The 18,102-nt window shown below is 57.0% G+C and carries 16 protein-coding genes; 7 read left to right on the forward strand and 9 right to left on the reverse strand.

Features of this window, described 5'->3' with window-relative positions:
* Positions 1-3: 3 nt before the first annotated feature.
* Together ACMWJS_RS05485 and ACMWJS_RS05490 are read left to right on the forward strand one after the other, a co-directional pair.
* A complete protein-coding gene (locus ACMWJS_RS05485; protein ID WP_008501295.1) occupies positions 4-2,985 on the forward strand; it encodes a virulence factor SrfB in 2,982 nt (993 codons plus the stop codon).
* On the forward strand, positions 2,982-5,159 hold the full coding sequence (locus tag ACMWJS_RS05490) for a virulence factor SrfC family protein (protein WP_414746775.1): 2,178 nt from the start codon (positions 2,982-2,984) through the stop codon (positions 5,157-5,159). The genes ACMWJS_RS05485 and ACMWJS_RS05490 overlap by 4 nt, the downstream gene beginning before the upstream one ends.
* Before the next feature lie 71 nt (positions 5,160-5,230).
* Here the strand turns inward: ACMWJS_RS05490 and ACMWJS_RS05495 are convergent, their stop codons facing one another.
* The 9 genes from ACMWJS_RS05495 to ACMWJS_RS05535 all read right to left on the reverse strand — a co-directional run bounded on the left by ACMWJS_RS05495 (position 5,231) and on the right by ACMWJS_RS05535 (position 13,748).
* Positions 5,231-5,986 (reverse strand): alpha/beta fold hydrolase, encoded by a 756-nt coding sequence (locus tag ACMWJS_RS05495; protein ID WP_414746776.1) that lies wholly within the window; start codon positions 5,984-5,986, stop codon positions 5,231-5,233.
* 86 nt (positions 5,987-6,072) lie between these two features.
* Complete coding sequence (locus ACMWJS_RS05500) at positions 6,073-6,246, reverse strand: GhoT/OrtT family toxin (RefSeq protein ID WP_013096478.1); 174 nt, start codon at positions 6,244-6,246, stop codon at positions 6,073-6,075.
* 182 nt (positions 6,247-6,428) lie between these two features.
* Positions 6,429-7,853: an aminobutyraldehyde dehydrogenase gene (patD, locus tag ACMWJS_RS05505; protein WP_414746777.1), complete on the reverse strand. Its 1,425-nt coding sequence runs from the start codon at positions 7,851-7,853 to the stop codon at positions 6,429-6,431.
* A 24-nt stretch (positions 7,854-7,877) separates the two neighbouring features.
* Positions 7,878-8,684, reverse strand: coding sequence for an ABC transporter permease (locus ACMWJS_RS05510; protein WP_023292290.1), 807 nt, complete (start codon positions 8,682-8,684; stop codon positions 7,878-7,880).
* Positions 8,674-9,618 carry an ABC transporter permease gene (locus ACMWJS_RS05515; protein WP_262796304.1) on the reverse strand — a complete coding sequence of 315 codons (945 nt, stop codon included), beginning with the start codon at positions 9,616-9,618 and terminating at the stop codon, positions 8,674-8,676. The genes ACMWJS_RS05510 and ACMWJS_RS05515 overlap by 11 nt, the downstream gene beginning before the upstream one ends.
* Before the next feature lies 1 nt (position 9,619).
* A complete protein-coding gene (locus ACMWJS_RS05520) occupies positions 9,620-10,633 on the reverse strand; it encodes an ABC transporter ATP-binding protein (protein WP_032674887.1) in 1,014 nt (337 codons plus the stop codon).
* Positions 10,634-10,650: 17 nt separating this feature from the next.
* Positions 10,651-11,796 (reverse strand): putative ABC transporter substrate-binding protein YdcS, encoded by a 1,146-nt coding sequence (ydcS, locus tag ACMWJS_RS05525; protein WP_024907240.1) that lies wholly within the window; start codon positions 11,794-11,796, stop codon positions 10,651-10,653.
* 271 nt (positions 11,797-12,067) lie between these two features.
* A complete protein-coding gene (locus ACMWJS_RS05530; RefSeq protein ID WP_032674890.1) occupies positions 12,068-13,477 on the reverse strand; it encodes a PLP-dependent aminotransferase family protein in 1,410 nt (469 codons plus the stop codon).
* Positions 13,478-13,559: 82 nt separating this feature from the next.
* Entirely contained in the window at positions 13,560-13,748 is a 189-nt protein-coding gene (locus tag ACMWJS_RS05535; RefSeq protein WP_032645155.1) for a hypothetical protein, read from the reverse strand.
* A 422-nt stretch (positions 13,749-14,170) separates the two neighbouring features.
* Here ACMWJS_RS05535 and ACMWJS_RS05540 point away from each other — a divergent pair, with 422 nt between their 5' ends.
* From ACMWJS_RS05540 to ACMWJS_RS05560, 5 genes are all read left to right on the forward strand, one after another.
* Entirely contained in the window at positions 14,171-14,653 is a 483-nt protein-coding gene (locus ACMWJS_RS05540) for an Hcp family type VI secretion system effector (protein WP_104948426.1), read from the forward strand.
* Entirely contained in the window at positions 14,650-15,129 is a 480-nt protein-coding gene (locus ACMWJS_RS05545; protein ID WP_111966591.1) for a DUF2778 domain-containing protein, read from the forward strand. Before ACMWJS_RS05540 ends, ACMWJS_RS05545 begins: the two co-directional genes overlap by 4 nt.
* Positions 15,130-15,512: 383 nt before the next feature.
* Positions 15,513-16,913 (forward strand): cytochrome ubiquinol oxidase subunit I, encoded by a 1,401-nt coding sequence (locus ACMWJS_RS05550; RefSeq protein WP_334760872.1) that lies wholly within the window; start codon positions 15,513-15,515, stop codon positions 16,911-16,913.
* Entirely contained in the window at positions 16,913-17,923 is a 1,011-nt protein-coding gene (gene cydB, locus ACMWJS_RS05555) for a cytochrome d ubiquinol oxidase subunit II (protein ID WP_048029815.1), read from the forward strand. Before ACMWJS_RS05550 ends, cydB begins: the two co-directional genes overlap by 1 nt.
* Positions 17,923-18,051, forward strand: coding sequence for a DUF2474 domain-containing protein (locus tag ACMWJS_RS05560; protein ID WP_008501283.1), 129 nt, complete (start codon positions 17,923-17,925; stop codon positions 18,049-18,051). The genes cydB and ACMWJS_RS05560 overlap by 1 nt, the downstream gene beginning before the upstream one ends.
* The last annotated feature ends 51 nt before the right edge of the window (positions 18,052-18,102 follow it).

Below are 18,102 nucleotides of genomic sequence, written 5' to 3' on the forward strand. Positions count from 1 at the left end.
CTTATGCTGGTAAATCTTTGCGACTATAAACAAAGCGTCACGCTTATTGCCAACAGCGGCGTGCAGTTCCTCGATTTCGGTCTGACGCCGCAGGACTCCGCCAGCAACGGGCGCTTCGTACGTAAAACCGCGAACGGCCCGCTATTGCGCCTCGATTTCGACCTGGTCAACGGTCGCTATACTCTGCCCGGCATGAATGGCGGGCAGCCAGAAGTGGTCAAACCGGAAACCACTATCCCGCTGCATCAGTCGCTGGCGGTACTGGATGGCGTCTGGCTTCCGGTTCCGTTCCTGCGCTTCAACCCGCCGCGGACCTTTGTTGAAGGGCCGGATAACTGGGCGCGCGTTCAGGTGCGCAAGCTTGACACCCCGGACACGGCAGGCAATACGCACCGCGTCACCCTCGCGCTTGACAGCCAGATTGCCGATCATGCCACGTCCGCGCTCTCTCCGGTGGAAAACGATATTCTGAACGGCACCCGCTTCGCGCTGGCGTGGCGCGATAACGAGGTAGACAGTTTCCTCGATCAGACCTGGATTGACGGCTGGCTGCGTGAGGCGTTTACCCAGTATGCCGACGGCGTTGAGAACCGCTCTGAACGCGACCTGCAGCAGGCGATGCGCAGTTTTGAATATCAGGCCCACTGGCTTAACCTGCTGACCATGCTCGGTGAACAGCTCACCGTACCGGAAGTGAAATTTGTCACCCATACGCTCAGCACGCCAGCCATTCCGGTCGACCTGATCCTCGACGTGGGTAACACCCACACCTGCGGCGTCATTATTGAAGACCACGGCGATGCGAACGATGGGCTGCGTCAGACAGCCGAGCTGCAGGTTCGCTCGCTCAGCGAGCCGCAGTTCCTGAACGAGCCGCTGTTCACCAGCCGTCTCGAGTTTTCAGAAGCACGTTTTGGCAAGCAGCACTTCTCGGTGGAAAGCGGTCGCGAAGACGCGTTTGTCTGGCCGTCGATTGTCCGCGTCGGCGATGAGGCCCGCAAGCTGGCGATGCAGCGTCTGGGAACCGAAGGCAACAGCGGTATCTCCAGCCCGCGTCGCTACCTGTGGGATGAAACCCCGGTCGTGCAGGACTGGCGCTTTAGCCAGATGAACAGCAAGACCCAGCGTGAACCGCTTGCCACCGCGTTCCCGCTGATGAACCTGATGAACGATGACGGCGAGCCGCTCTTCACGCTGCCGCAGGACGAGCGCCTGCCGGTCTTCTCGCCGCAATACAGCCGCAGCACCCTGATGACCCATATGCTGTGCGAGCTGCTGGCACAGGCGCTGGGGCAGATCAACAGCGTCGCCACGCGCCTGCGTCTGGGCTTCCCTGCCTCGCCGCGCCAGCTGCGCACGCTGATCCTGACGCTGCCCTCCGCCATGCCAAAGCAGGAGCGCGAGATCTTCCGTCGCCGCATGTTTGAAGCCATCGCGATTGTCTGGAAAGCGATGGGATGGCACCCGCAGGATGAGGATTTTGTCACCCGCAAACAGCAGGAAAAAAGCGTGGTGCCGGTACCTGAAATCCAGATGGAGTGGGATGAAGCCAGCTGCGGTCAGCTGGTCTGGCTGTATAACGAAGCCATCTCCCGCTTTGGCGGCCAGACCGAAGCCTTCTTCGCCTCCCTTGCCCGTCCGGACCGTGAGCCTGAGCCGGGCAGCCAGCCGGGGCGCGCGTTGCGCGTCGCGTCCATCGACATCGGCGGCGGCACAACGGATATGGCGATCACCCATTACCAGTTGGACGACGGTTCCGGCAATAACGTCAAAATCACCCCGCAGCTGCTGTTCCGCGAAGGGTTTAAGGTCGCGGGCGACGATACGCTTCTGGACGTGATTCAGCGCTACGTGTTGCCCGCTCTGCAAACGCAGCTGCAGAAATCCGGTATCGCGGATGCCTCGCTGCTGATGGCCTCGCTGTTCGGTGACTCCGGGCGCATTGATACCCAGGCCGTACTGCGCCAGCAAACGGCGCTGCAGCTCTTTATGCCGATTGGCCATGCCATTCTTGCCGGATGGGAATCCAGCGACGTTGACGATCCGCTGGCCGGTCTGCATGCCACCTTTGGCGACCTCCTGCCGCAAAAGCCGACCCGCAACGTGATGAACTATCTGCAGCAGGCGATCGATCATGCCCTGCCTGCGGGTTCAGACGCTTTCGATCTTTTCGCCGTGCCGCTGCATGTGAACTTCCGCGAAATGCAGGATGCGATGCTGGCCGGGCAGTTTACGCTGGCCTCCCCGCTCCATGCGGTGTGTGAGGCGATTTCCCATTACAGCTGCGACATTCTGCTGATCACCGGACGCCCGGGTTGCCTGCCTGGGGTTCAGGCGCTCATTCGTCACCTGCAGCCGGTGCCGGTCAACCGCATCGTCTGGCTGGATAAATACCAGGTACATGAGTGGTATCCGTTCAGTCAGCAAGGGCGCATTGGCAACCCGAAATCGACCGCTGCCGTGGGGGCCATGCTCTGCAGCCTGGCGCTTGACCTGCGTCTGCCGCGCTTCAACTTTAAAGCCGCGGACATTGGCGCGTATTCCACCGTGCGCTATCTGGGCGTGCTGGATAACACCGTCAATACCCTGCGCGAGGAAAACGTCTGGTATCAGGATATCGATCTTGATAAACCCGGCGCGAAGCTTGATGCGCGTCTGCACTTCCCGCTGCGCGGTAACGTGACTCTCGGCTTCCGCCAGCTGGCAAACGCGCGCTGGCCGGCCACGCCGCTCTACACGCTCAGCATTAACTCGGCCGAACTGGCAAAAGCGATTGCCGGCGACGGCGTGCTGAACGTGCGGCTCAAGCTCTGCGGCGGCAGCAAGCAGGAAGGTCCGGAGGCCTTCGAGCTGAGCGATGCCTGGCTGCAGGACGGCACGCCGGTGGCGCCTGACGCATTAACTTTCAAACTGAATACCCTGGCCGATCGCCGACACAGCGGTAGCCACTACTGGATCGACAGCGGGAGCGTATACCTGAAATGACAGCGACCACGAACACCACTCAGGCCTTAATCGGGTGGATTAACGAGACGCGCCTGACCGCCCCTGTGCTGGATAACGATGCCGACGCCCTGCTTGCTCGCATCAACGCGGTGCAGGCGCGGGAGCAGGCCATTGAACGCGCCATGACCCGCCAGAGCAGCATTGGGCTTTACGGCCATTCGCAGTGCGCGAAAGCGCACCTGCTGTTGTCGCTGTGCGGCAGCGGCAATGGACGCCTGAACGTGACGCCAGGCCAGCGCACCTTTGACTATTTTTCGCATATCAATCCGGGACATGCCCTGACCAATATGCCCGTCCGCTTCACCCGGGAAACCCCGGAATCGCTTGATGAGGCGTTTCCGCTGCGCCTGAGCCTGGTCACCGAGGCCGAGCTGGTACAGCTGTTTATTGCCCGCACGACGCTGCATCCGCAGATGCGCGCGGTGGATAAGGCGGTCATCGAGACACGTCTGGAGAAATGGCGCGGCCTGCGCCAGCCGCAGGGCGTGCCCGGCATCACCGCTCAGGAAGTGGGGGCAATTGCCCGTTTCTGGCAGAGCACGGTACCCGCAGCGAAACAGCAAGTTGATGATGCCCTGTGGCATGAGTTTGCCCAACTGGTGCCTTCACTCGATCTCAGCACGCGAGCCAGCGTCTGGGCGCTGCTCTGGGGCGAACAGCAGGAACTGACCCAGCAGTGGTTAAACCTGGCCCATGTGCTGCACCAGACCAGCCATGCCAGCGAGCTTGCGGCCCCCCTTAGCCTGCTGGTGGACAGCTTTGGGCTGCCGGGTGAAGGGTTCCTGACGCACGACGGTTCGATAGCGCTTCAGCATGCACAGGAGACGCTTCTCCATCCGCTGAACAACGGTGAAATGCTTAACGCCATCAGCCTCCCGGTCGATGTGCTGGCCTTCCTGACCCGCGAAGTGGTGCTGCCCGTTGAGAGCGGCGCGCTGGATAATGTTGATATCATTGATATCCCAGTGTTTGAAGAGCACCATGCCGATCCGCTACGCCAGGCGAAATCCCAGTGGCTGCTTGAGCACTATCGTCAACAGCTCCAGCCGGATGTGCTGGTCATTTGCAACGCGACGGCGCAGCACGAACAGACGGCCAAAAAAGCAAAAGTGTTAATGAACTGGGTCAGGGAGACGCAGCCTGCCGAAGAATCAGCCCTGCCGGGACTGGTGTGGGCGATCACCCCGCATGACGCCCGCTTTACCACCCGGCAGAATCTCGACGAAGCCGTACAGCATCTGCTCGGAAAGCCGGGCTTGCGCTGGGGCACCCTTCAGGCCCTGGACAGCCACAGCATGCAGCGCGTCATTGAGTGGCTGTCTCAGGCCACGTTGCCCGCGCAGCGACAGAAACGTCTCGGCACGCTGAAAAATGCGCTGCATCAGGAGCTCTCGGCGCTGATGCAAAGCTATCTGGCACCGCTGGTTGAGGAACCGGGTACCAGACGCGCTCAGGCAGAAAACATGGTGCGCATGCTGCAAAGCAGTGCCGCCCGCCACGGCGAGCTGCTTGAAGGCCTGCTGCCGCCGCTGAAGGCCTTTGAAGCGCTGCTGGCCGTTCAGCAGCCGCGCGAGGAGCAGGTTAACGGGCTGTTTACGGATACCATTGACCTGTTTGCTGATAATGCCCAGGAAAGCGCAGGCCTGTTCCAGACCAAAGACAAAGCGCGTCTGGCGCACAGAGTATGGATAAATCATCTGCGCCAGTGGAGCCGCAACGAGGCGACCGCCGCCCGTCTTGGGCTGGATCCTGAGGTGTTACAGCAAATCGCGGATGTGCTGGTCGTCACCAGCTACCGGCTGAATCTGCCTCAACAGCTGCAGCGAATTGTCGAAGCAGACAAAAGTAGCGCTGCGCAACTGCATGCCGTGATGGGCAATTTCGTTGGCTGGCTGGGTTACGACCAGACGCCCGTGGCGACGCGTCCGGCAAGCCGCATCCGTAAGGGCCACGCTATCTTCGTCACGCCGGTGGTCAGCAGCGCCGAACCTCGCCTGACGCGCCTGGGAGAACAGCCGGTCCATGCGGCTACCGCATATGTTTACGACTGGCTGGTCGCACTCTATAGCCGCGCGATAGAGTGCATTGATTACCAGCACCCGCATGATGTTCAGCCTGACGCACGTCAGGCACTTCGGGCTTTAATAAAGTAGCCGCCCTTCTTGCCGGGTGGCGCTGCGCTTACCCGGCCTACATTTCGCAACGATGATACATTGCACAATAATCACATCGTCATACATTCGGCTAAGGCCCGCGCCAGCGCAGAGGGGTTTTCCCAGGACATTGAGTGCCCCGCCGCAGGAATAATTTTCACCTCAACGCCCTTCTGCTGGAGATTTTCCACATCGTCATCCGGCAGAGAGAGCTCGCCAAAAATCAACGTTACCGGGCAAGAGAGTGACAGGAACTGCGCTTCCCATTCCGGTTCAACGCCCGCGACCAGGCCAGATGCACCGCGCCAGACGGCATAAGCGGCATTGCTCTGCAGGCATCCCGCCCATGCTGTTTTTTCTGCGCTGAGCATGGCGTCATATCCGTGCTCCAGAAACTGTTGCTCGGATTGCGCCGCTATAGACCGGCTGAACATGCCCCCACCCGCGTGAAAATTGGGCTCTGACACCATCAGTCCCTTCACGCGCGTTGCCAGCAGCCCCGCCGTTTCGATAGCAATACTGCCGCCCATGCTGTGGCCATATAACCAGAAGGAATCCAGCTCAAGATGGTCAATCAGTTCCGCGACAACGTGCGCCTGGTCAGTGGTTTTATAGCTGTAGTGCTCAGGCTTATCGCTGTAGCCGCTGCCGGGCAAGTCGATGAGAATCGCTCTGCGCGCGCCAAACAGCGGGTCACAAACGACGCGGGGATATTCATAGGAAGAGGCGCAGCCCAGCCCGTGAATGAACACCACGGGATCGCCGGTACCGGGCAAGTCGTGCCAGCGCACGGTGCAACCGGCCTGCTGCGAGTAAAAACTGTTCATAAGCACTCCTTTCATGATGCACTGTGTATTTATACAGCTATCACATCAGGAATGCTATGTTCATCTTTTAAAACTGGAAGCGTGCCTCAGAAAAGCGAGACCAGCAGGGCAACAGGAAAGCTCATTGGCCAGGTTGACCCCACCAGGAAAGCGCTCAGCAGGCGGATACGTTTGCGGTCTTTAGAGAGGAACCAGGTGATTAATGCGCAGATGGAAGCCATGATTGCGTAAAAAACCAACATCTTTTGATACAACGTCATTCTGTATACCAGAGCCGAAAAAATAACCGCACGCAATATGCGTCATATGTTGACACAGATCAAGTTTTTTCGTTACAGAATAACCACTTAAAAATTACGGTTAATAACAATTGAGTATGTTACGTAACACGTGTGGCGGGCAAGGAGAACGCCTGGCCGCGCAAGCGACCAGGCTGAGCGGATCAGTGTTTGATCATGACATGCCTGACGACCGTATAATCCTCAAGCCCGTAGACCGACATATCTTTCCCGTAGCCCGATAATTTCATGCCGCCGTGCGGCATTTCGCTCACCAGCATAAAATGGGTATTCACCCAGGTACAGCCGTACTGCAGGCGCGCGCTCAGGCGATGGGCGCGCCCCACGTCTTTGGTCCAGACCGATGACGCCAGGCCGTATTGCGAATCGTTCGCCCAGGCCAGCACCTGCGCCTCGTCATCAAATTCGGTGACGCTCACCACCGGGCCAAACACCTCGCGTTGAACGATGGCATCGTCCTGTTTTGCCCCCGCCAGCAGGGTTGGCTGGAAGTAGTAGCCCGCCCCCTCTTTTTTGCTCCCGCCGGTGACAACCCGGATATGACCGAGCGCTTTCGCCTCATCGACGGCCTGGCAGACGCGTGAAAGATGGGCGGCCGAGCTGAGCGGTCCCAGTTCGGTCGAGGTGTCTTCCGGAGCACCCATTTTAAGACTGGCAACCGCGGCACCCAGCTTTTCCACCAGTTGGGCATAAATTCCCTTCTGGGCATAAATGCGGCAGGCCGCCGTACAGTCCTGTCCGGCATTGTAGAAACCAAACGTCCGCACGCCTTCGACCACCGCATCGAGGTCGGCATCATCAAACACGATCACTGGCGCTTTGCCTCCCAGCTCCATATGGGTTCGTTTAATCGAGGACGCCGTATGGCCGATGATATGTTCCCCGGTCGCGATCGAACCGGTCAGCGAAACCATGCGGACCTTCTCGTGTCCGGTGAGCGGGTCGCCGACCGTTTTGCCCCGACCAAACAGCACGTTCAGAACGCCCGCCGGGAAGATATCTTTTGCCAGCTCTGCCAGCTTAAGCGCGGTCAGGGGCGTGATCTCAGAGGGCTTAATCACCACGCAGTTCCCTGCTGCCAGCGCGGGGGCCAGCTTCCAGGCTGCCATCATCAGCGGGTAGTTCCACGGCGCGATAGAGGCCACCACACCCACCGGGTCACGGCGAATCATTGACGTGTGGCCGTCAAGGTACTCGCCAGCGGCGAGGCCGTTCAGGCAGCGGGCGGCCCCGGCAAAGAAACGGAAAACATCGACCACCGCCGGGATTTCATCACCCAGCGCGCAGTGTAGCGGCTTACCGCAGTTAAGGGACTCGAGCCGGGCAAACGCCTCGCCGTGCGCTTCAATCGCATCCGCCAGCCTCAGCAGGCACTCGGCGCGGGTTTTCGGCGTCGTTTGTCCCCACGCCGCAAAAGCACGGTCAGCAGCCAGCACCGCCGCGTCGACCTGGGCCGCTGACGCCTCAGCAATTTCCAGCAGTACCTCTCCGGTGGCCGGGTTATAAACCGGCTGTTTTTCACCTTCTCCGGCAACCAGCTCACCGTTTATCAGCAGATGTTTTTGCATAGCATTTTCCTGTTGAATTCACTGTTATTTCCCGCTGCCGGCAATGTTTTCGCCGTCGCGGGTTAGCCACCAGGCTCCCAGAATGGGGATAGTTGTCACCAGCATCACCAGCAGAGCAACAACGTTGGTGACGGGCACGTCGCGCGGACGCCCGAGCTGGTTGAGCAACCACAGCGGTAACGTGCGCTCGTGTCCCGCCGTAAATGTTGTGACGATTATCTCGTCAAACGACAGGGCAAACGCCAGCATTCCCCCGGCCAGCAGCGCGGAACCCAGATTGGGCAGCACCACGTAGCGAAAGGTTTGCCACCCGTCAGCCCCGAGATCCATCGACGCTTCCACCAGGCTCCAGGAGGTGCGTCTGAACCGGGCAATCACGTTGTTAAACACCACCACCACGCAGAAGGTGGCGTGTCCGACAACGATGGTGAAAAACCCCGGCTCAAGATTGATCGTTTTGAAAGCCGTCAGCAGCGCCAGACCGGTGATGATCCCCGGTAACGCAATCGGTAACAGCAGCAGCAGAGAGATCGCATTCTTGCCAAAAAACGCGCTTCGCCACAGCGCTGCTGCAGCAAGCGTGCCAAGCACAAGGGCAATGGCGGTGGAAAGCGCGGCAATTTGAAGTGACAACGTCACGGATTCGATAATATCGCCGCGCCCCGCCGCCACGCTAAACCATTTCAGCGTCAGCCCCTGTGGCGGAAAGCTGAAGGCGGCGTCTTCGGTGTTGAAGGCATAGGTCGCGATAATCAGCAGCGGGAAGTGCAGGAAGATGACGCCTCCCCACGCTGCCACTTTCAGGAACAGCGGTGCGCGTTCAGAGTGCATCGAATGCTCCCAGACGTTTCACGAACGCCAGATAAAGAGAAATCAGCACGATGGGAACCAGCGTAAACGCGGCGGCCATTGGCATATTGCCGATAGCGCCCTGCTGGGAGTAGACCATGTTACCGATGAAATAGCCCGGCGGGCCGACCAGCTGAGGAACGATGAAGTCCCCCAGCGTCAGGGAAAACGTGAAAATAGATCCCGCCGCAATGCCCGGAATGGCCAGCGGCAGAACGACATAGCGGAACGTCTGACGGGGACGTGCGCCGAGGTCGGCTGAGGCCTGCAGTAGCGAGGCCGGCAGGCGCTCCAGCGCCGCCTGGACGGGAAGGATCATAAACGGCAGCCAGATGTAGACGAAGACCAGAAACCGTCCCAGCCCGGAGGTGGACAAGGTGTTACCGCCCACTGCCGGGAGCGTCAGGATTGAGGTCAGAATCGGCTCCAGTCCGAGATGGCTGAGAAACCACTGCGCCACGCCGTCCTTCGCCAGCAGCAGCGTCCAGGCATAGGCTTTGACGATATAGCTCGCCCACATTGGCAGCATCACGGCAATATAGAAGAAAGCCTTCCACTTGCCGCTGGTGTATCGCGCCATGTACCAGGCCATCGGGAATGCGAGGATGGCGCTGGCAATGGTCACCGCAATCGCCATCGTTAACGTTCGCAGGATGATGTCGTAGTTTGCCGGGTTGAAGAGCGCCTGAATATTCGCCAGCGTCAGATCCGGCGTGACCGTCATGGTGAAATCGTCAAAGGTGTAAAACCCCTGCCACAGCAGCGTCAGCAGCGATCCTAAATAGACGATGCCAAACCACATCAGCGGCGCAAGCAGAAGCAGGAACAGGCCGAGCGACGGTTTACGCCAGAACAGTGCGGTCATGCGGCTTAAGCGGCCGCGCGGGGCGGGAGGATGCGCGACACTCATATCCATTTCACCTCTCCTCGTGAAGGCGGATCATCGCGTCGCGTGACCATGACGCCATGACCGCCTGCCCTGGCGCAATGCCGCTCAGCGGCGAGACGTCACTGAAGTTAGCCTGACTCACCAGCAGTTTGGCGCCATCGGCGAGCTTCAGCTCCAGACGCGTGGCAGCCCCCTGATACTGAACGGCCTGCACGACGCCCTGAACTTGAACGTCACCCTGTTCATTAAGGCGAATATGTTCAGGGCGCAGGGAAAAGGTGCCCTCCATCCCGCAAAGTGTCTGCGCAAGGCCCGCATCAAAAACGTTAGAGGTGCCAACAAAACCGGCGACAAACGGCGTGCGCGGACGCATGTAGAGATCGCGCGGGGTATCCACCTGCTCGATGCGCCCGTTATTGAACACCGCCACCCGGTCCGACATGGAAAGGGCCTCGCCCTGATCGTGGGTGACAAAAATAAAGGTGATGCCGAGTTCTTGTTGAAGCTTCTTCAGCTCGAACTGCATCTGTTCCCGCAGCTTGAGATCGAGCGCCCCTAAAGGCTCATCCAGCAGCAGGACGCGCGGTTCATTCACCAGCGCGCGGGCAATGGCGACACGCTGACGCTGGCCGCCGGAAAGTTGTGAAGGTTTGCGGGCGATGGCAAAGCTCAGGCCCACTTTTTCCAGGGCATCACGGGCCTGGGCATGGCGTTTTTTCTTGTCGACGCCTTTGACCATCAGCCCGTAGGCAACGTTGTCGAGGATCGACATATGCGGGAACAGCGCGTAGTCCTGAAACACGGTGTTCACATCCCGCTCCCAGGGGGGCAGTTCGCTCGCCTCTTTGCCGAAGATAGAGATCGTGCCGCCTGACAGCTGTTCAAAACCGGCGATCAGACGCAGGCAGGTGGTTTTGCCGGAGCCCGAAGGCCCCAGCATGGAGAAAAACTCTCCGTCACGAATCGCAATGGTGACCCCATCCACCGCCCGGACGTCGCCGTACAGGCGGGAAACATTGTTAAACTCGACTGCGTACGTCATGTTCTGCTCCCGGGCAATTAACGACCGCCCATGATGGCAATGTAATCCTGCGTCCAGCGGCTGTAAGGGACAAATTTGCCGCCTTCTGCGATGGGGGTTTTCCAGAACATGATTTTGTCGAACTCGTTATAACCGTTTGTTTCGCAGCCTTTATCGCCCAGCAGCGTGCTGGCTTTACACCCTTCCGGAACCACAGGCAGGGAACCAAACCATGCTGCCAGATCGCCCTGCACTTTCGGCGTTAGCGACCAGTTCATCCATTTGTAGGCGCACATCGGGTGTTTAGCCTGCGCGTGGAGCATGGTGGTGTCCGCCCAGCCTGTCACCCCCTCTTTCGGGAAGACGGTGGCAATGGGCTGGTTCTCGGCCTTCAGCGCATTCGCCTGATACGGCCAGGCGCTGGAGGCCACGACGCCTTCGTTTTTGAAGTCGCTCATCTGGACGGTGGTGTCGTGCCAGTAGCGGTGGATCAGGGCATGCTGGTCGCGAAGCACCTTAAGCACGGCGGCATACTGTGCTTCGGTGAGCTGGTACGGGTCTTTGATACCCAGCTGCGGCTGCGTGGCTTTGACGAACAGCGCGGCATCGGCGATGTAAATCGGGCCGTCATACGCCTGCACGCGTCCCTGATTGGTTTTACCGTCCGGCAGATCCTGTTTAGTAAAGACCACGCTCCAGCTGTCCGGCGGCGTCGGGAAGGTTTTGGTGTTGTACATCAGCAGGTTTGGCCCCCACTGGTATGGTGTGCCGTAGACCTTGCCCCCGACGTTAAACCATTCCCCTTTCACAATCCGTTCGTCGAGGGTTTTCCAGTTGGGGATAAGATCCGGGTTAATCGGCTGGACGCGTTTGCCCATGATCAGCCGCAGTGAGGCATCACCTGAGGCGGTCACCAGATCGTATCCCCCTTTCGCCATCAGGCTGACCATTTCATCCGACGTGGCTGCCGTTTTGACGTTGACCGCACACCCAGTCTCTTTTTCAAACTGGGTGACCCAGTCGTAGTTTTTATCCGTCTGCCCCCGCTCGATGTATCCCGGCCAGGCGATAATATCCAGTCGACCTTCCCCGTCACCAATGGCCTTGGGGGGTTCTGCGGCTTGCGCTGTCATGATGGTCATGCCGAGCGCACACAGGCTGCTGCGGGCAAAATTTTTGCTCATAAGAGTTACTCCTGTCGCAATGAAATTTAGCGGCAGCCGTGCCGTAAAAATATCTCCCTTATTAAACGTAGACCGCGCAAATGCGCCGCACCGTACGGCTTCAGGAAATTTCATCAAGGTGTGACCGAGGGCGCATTCCCCGTTAACTGGATTATAGACAAGGAGTTAGGCGCGAGAGACGGTATGCAGATTTCCTATGACAGGTCACCACGAAATATTCGCAGTGCCGTCATCAGGATAAGAATTGATGATTTAAATAACGGAGAAAGGATTATTCCAGCATCGTGCTAATTAATTTTCCTAACTGAATGACCGCCTGCTCTTCCCGCTCTCCCCAGGCCCAGGAAGTATTAAAACGAAAGAACGGCGTCCACGCGTCAGAGGTGGAAAACATCTTTCCCGGGGCAATGCTGATGTGGTGCGTTAAGGCCTTTTCGCTCAGCAGCCCCGCATCCAGCGGTGCCGGCAGTTCCAGCCATAAAAAGTAGCCGCTGTCGTTATGGTGAATTTTGACACCGGCAGGCATATGGCGCAGAAGTGACTGCCAGGCCTGCTGCTTCCGCTCGGCCAGCGTACGCCGCAGGCGGCGCAGGTGGGCGTCGTAGCGTTTGGTCGCCAGGTAATCCACCAGCGCCAGCTGCATGGGAGAACTGGTTGAGAGCGTGCTCATCAGCTGCAGCTGCTGAATGCGACGCGCGTGTTTTCCTGCTGCAACCCAGCCGATGCGAAAACCGGCCACCAGACATTTTGAAAAGGACGAGCAGTGAAGCGTCATGTCCTGACGATCCCACGCTTTCGCCGGGAGCGGCTTTTCGCGGCCAAAATAGAGTTCGCTGTAGACGTCATCTTCAATCAGCGGGACGTTGTGCTGTGTTAACAGCGCGACAAGCTGCGCTTTTTTCTCCGCGCTCAGCGTGAAGCCGAGCGGGTTTTGGCTGTTGGTCATGATCCAGCAGGCTTTAACCGGGTACTCATTCAGCGCCTGTTCAAGGGCGTTGAGATCGATCCCCTCGCGGACGTCTGTCGCAATCGACAACGCTTTAAGCTTCAGGCGTTCCAGCGCCTGCAGCGCGCCGTAGAAACAGGGGTTTTCGACAATCACCCAGTCACCCGGCTCGGTCACCGCCTGCAGGCTAAGATTCAGCGCCTCGAGCGCGCCTGCGGTGATCACGATCTCTTCCGGGGAGATGTTCATTCCCTGCTGAGCGTAACGACGGGCAATGGCGTGGCGGAGATCGACGTTACCCGGCGGCAGGTTCTCAATCACGCTCATCGCCGTCGCGGTTTTACTGACGTTAGCCAGCGAGCGGTTGAGCTGCTGAAGCGGGAAAAGCCGGGGATCGGGAAACGCGGAAGCAAAGGGAACTACGGAGGGGTCGCGGCTGGCCTGTAAGACATCGAAGATATAGGTATTGATATCCACCGCTTCGTCACGCATCACCTGAGCGGGTGGCGCAGGCTGTTGTGCGGTCGGGCGCGAGGCAACGTAATAGCCCGACTGCGGTCTGGCGACGATGCGCCCCTGACTTTCCAGCATCTGATACGCGTGGCCAACGGTCATAAAACTCATGCCGCTGCTCGCCACCTGCTCTCGCAGGGAAGGCAGCTTATCGCCCGGCAGCCATACGCCAAGCTCAATCTGCGAGATAATTTGTTGCGCCAGACGCTGGTATTTTTTCATCAGATTCTCCTTATGATCGATAGTGTATATCAGCAGGAGAAAAAGAGAAGATTTAGCTAACTGTTATAGTCTGGAAGATGAATTACTTACGGTATTCGGTCACGTGGCTCTGAGCGGAATGCGCGGCGGCCAAGTGGTCGAGCGTGATCATCGGCGATTTGCAAAAAATGCATTTCGCGCCAAACGGGTTTTTCTCAGACACGTCAAAGGCTGAGGTACGGTACTGCGAACCATGGCAGCATGGGCAGCGAAAATGGATATAAGAAGTCATAGGATTCTCCTGAAACGTTAAAACGTAAATTACTAATGGGCCGATTGGGCATAATGGTTTTAAACAAAACGAATCGGAATGTAGATAAAGACCCAAGAGAGGCTGCGGAGAGGCACAACGTGATGAGAACTGCTTTAAAAACTACGTCAGATATTTATTTGGACTCAAAACCAGAAGACCATTAACGCACGGCGCTGACGACAAAGCAAGCGGTTTAATGCGGAAAATTCATAAAAAGAATGTTTTTATTCATAAATCCTAAGGTTGGCACTAACTATAGGTTAAGTCAATTACAAACAAAATTCCTATAAATCAATGAAATATAAATATTTTGCATAACACTTTTTGCCTAATAACCTTATCACACCGGGAGTATTAACATTCGTTAAAACACGAATTGTTAAAGAAAAAAGGAGTTTGAGATGGCCATTCCAGCATACCTTTGGCTCAAAGATGATGGCGGCGCAGATATCAAAGGCGCTGTTGATGTACAAGATCGGGAAGGAAGTATTGAGGTGTTAGGATTCGGTCACGGACTGCATCTACCGACAGATAACATGACAGGAAAAATAACGGGTACCCGTATTCATTCAGCCCTCGTTTTTGAGAAGGAATTCGACAGTTCTAGCCCCTATCTCTACAAAGCCGTTGCAAAAGGTCAGACGCTGAAAAGTGCGGAATTTAAGTGGTATAAAATCAACGATTCCGGGCAGGAAGTTGAGTACTTCAATATGCAGTTAGAGAATGTCAAGGTGGTATCTATATGTCCACTCATGCACGACGTTAAAAATCCGGCAACAGAGAAACATAACCATCTGGAAAGTATCGCCCTGCGTTACGAAAAAATAACCTGGAAGCACTGTGACGGTAATATTATTTTTTCTGACGAGTGGAAAGACAGATGATTCGGTGTACTTTTCATTTGAATGGCTATCAGCTTTCTACTTTGAGCTGTCCTGGTTTAGGCTTTTTTCCCGCATATTCTGGAAACTCGGGGAATAACAGAAATAATCCTGATGCCGTTGCTACTGCTGAGGTGGGCCCCTTACCACCAGGACTCTATTATATCGTGACACGACCACGAGGCGGGCTTGGTACTCACTGGCATGACGCAATCAAAGGGTTGGAAAGCGGTTCAAACCGTGACTTTTGGTTTGCTCTTTACCGCCACGATACTCACATCGATGACAGAACTTTTATCAATAACGTTGAACGCGGTTCTTTCCGGTTACACCCTGCGGGACAGTCTGGAATTAGTAATGGATGTATTACGTTACCAAATCACTCCCACTACAGAATACTGATGCATGGTCTACTCGCATCCGGCACGTTTAAAGTCGCTGCTGGATTAGATGCACTTGGAACAATACAGGTATATTGATGAATGCAAAAAAGCATACCCTGACCTGGGTTATTGAAACATTGATGCTGTTTGTTATTTACTCCCTTGTATGTTACTTCATGCCTGATGTATTACTTTATCATCTCTTTACCAGACATTTTGGTTTTGTAACTGAACTCGAATGGAGTGAAAGCTATACGCTATTGCTTTTCATCTTTTCATTTTTGCTCAATGCCATGTTGATTTATCTCTGGGCATTACGAAAATGAACCTCTTCAGGGCGGAAAAATGGCCGCCCAACAAGAGCTACAACTCAGGTTGGCATGAGAACTGTTATAGATAAATAACAGAGGTCTGTTTCTGCAACCCAGAGCTGGTGCGGCTTAGAATGGCATCGACATAATTACATCGCGGAGTTTTGCATGTTTGGTTTAGATGCTTTTCACCTTGCGCGGATACAGTTTGCCTTTACCGTATCCTTTCACATTATTTTCCCGGCCATCACCATTGGTCTCGCAAGCTACCTTGCCGTGCTCGAAGGGCTGTGGCTGAAAACAAAAAATCCGGTCTGGCGCTCGCTGTACCATTTCTGGTCGAAGATTTTTGCCGTCAACTTTGGCATGGGCGTGGTCTCCGGGCTGGTGATGGCCTACCAGTTTGGCACCAACTGGAGCGGCTTTTCACAGTTTGCGGGCAGTATTACCGGCCCGCTTCTGACCTACGAAGTGCTTACCGCCTTCTTCCTCGAAGCCGGATTCCTCGGCGTAATGCTGTTCGGCTGGAACAAAGTGGGGCCTGGGCTGCACTTCTTCGCTACCTGCATGGTCGCGCTGGGGACCATCATCTCTACCTTCTGGATCCTATCTTCAAACAGCTGGATGCAGACCCCGCAGGGCTACGAGATCGTCAACGGTCAGGTGGTGCCGGTGGACTGGTTCGCGGTGGTGTTTAACCCCTCCTTTCCTTACCGCCTGCTGCACATGTCGATAGCCGCGTTCCTGAGCAGTGCCCTGTTTGTCGGCGCATCCGCGGCATGGCATCTGCTGCGCGGGAATAATACCCCCGCCATCCGGGCAATGTTTTCGATGGCACTGTGGATGACGCTGATTGTCGCCCCCATCCAGGCCCTGGTTGGCGATATGCACGGGTTGAACACCTTAAAGCACCAACCCGCCAAGATCGCCGCCATTGAGGGCCACTGGGAAAACCCGCCGGGTGAGTCGACCCCGCTGCTGTTGTTTGGCTGGCCAGATATGGAGCAGGAGCGCACCCGCTTTGGACTGGAGATCCCCGCGCTCGGCAGCCTTATTCTGACGCACAGTCTGGATAAACAGGTTCCGGCGCTGAAAGAGTTTCCAAAGGAAGACCGCCCGAATTCCACCATCGTCTTCTGGTCGTTCCGCATTATGGCGGGCCTGGGCATGCTGATGTTGCTGCTTGGGGTAACGGCACTCTGGCTGCGCTATAAAAAGCGCGTTTATTCATCGCGCCCTTTCCTGTGGTTTGCGCTGCTGATGGGGCCATCCGGGCTGATTGCCATTCTGGCCGGGTGGATCACCACCGAAGTGGGCCGCCAGCCGTGGGTGGTCTATGGGCTTCAGCGAACGAAGGATGCGGTTTCTGCCCATGGTGATTTGCATATGAGCGTGAGCCTGCTGGCCTTCTTCGTCGTTTACACCTCGGTATTCGGCGTGGGTTACAGCTATATGGTGCGCCTCATCCGAAAAGGCCCGCAGCCGCATGAGTCTTTCGCCACCGAGTCCGATGGACGTCCGGCGCGCCCGCTTTCTGCCGTCACAACTGAACATAAGGAGCAGCCATAATGGGTATCGATCTTTCCATTATCTGGTTTGTGATCATCGTCTTTGCCACGCTGATGTATATCGTGATGGACGGTTTTGATCTGGGGATCGGCATTCTGTTCCCGGCCACGCAAAACGCCGACGATCGCGACGTGATGGTCAACAGCGTCGCGCCGGTCTGGGACGGGAATGAAACCTGGCTGGTGCTGGGCGGTGCCGCCCTGTTCGGCGCATTCCCGCTGGCCTATGCAGTCATCGTTGATGCCCTGACCATTCCGCTCACATTAATGCTGATCGGACTTATTTTCCGCGGGGTGGCATTTGAGTTTCGCTTTAAAGCCACGCCGGCGCACCGTCCGTTCTGGGATAAGGCGTTTATAGGTGGTTCCATTCTGGCGACGTTTACCCAGGGCGTGACGGTGGGCGCCGTCATTAACGGCTTTACCGTCACCGGCCGGGCCTATACCGGCGGCCCCTTTGACTGGTTTACCGCGTTTAACCTGTTTTGCGGCGCGGGCCTGGTGGTGGCCTACGCGCTGTTAGGCTCGACCTGGCTGGTGATGAAAAGCGAAAACGCGTTGCAACAGCGGATGCGTGAAGTATCGAAAACACTGTTAATCGTGCTGCTGGCGTTTATTGCCGCCATTAGCCTCTGGACACCGCTGGCGCAACCGGCCATCGCCGCGCGCTGGTTTACGCTGCCGAACCTGTTTTATCTGCTGCCCGTCCCTGCGCTGGTAGTGATTTTTAGCCTGTACCAGTGGCGCTGCCTGAATAATCCAGCCAGCCATAGCCGTCCGTTTATCCTGACGCTGGGGCTGATATTCCTCGGCTTTAGCGGGCTGGGGATCAGCATCTGGCCGCATATTATTCCACCGTCGATCACCCTGTGGCAGGCCGCCGCACCGACGCAAAGCCAGGGCTTTATGCTGGTCGGCGCGCTGTTGATCATTCCCGTAATTCTGGTCTACACCTTCTGGAGTTACTACGTTTTCCGCGGCAAAGTTCAGCATGGGGAGGGTTATCACTGATGCAACAACCGGTCTGGAAAAGATTGCTGTGGCTGGCCATTATCTGGGGCGGCAGCGTACTGGCGCTGGCTGCGGTCAGTATGCTCTTCCGTATGCTGATGACGGCAGCAGGGTTTAAATCGCATTAACTTCATCCCGGGCAACCGCAGCGTTGCCCGTCTCCTTCCCCCCGCACTTTC

The sequence above is a fragment of the Enterobacter sp. HK-058-C-ECC genome, from assembly GCF_047531125.1.
In the GTDB taxonomy this organism is placed as follows: Bacteria; Pseudomonadota; Gammaproteobacteria; order Enterobacterales; family Enterobacteriaceae; genus Enterobacter; species Enterobacter quasiroggenkampii.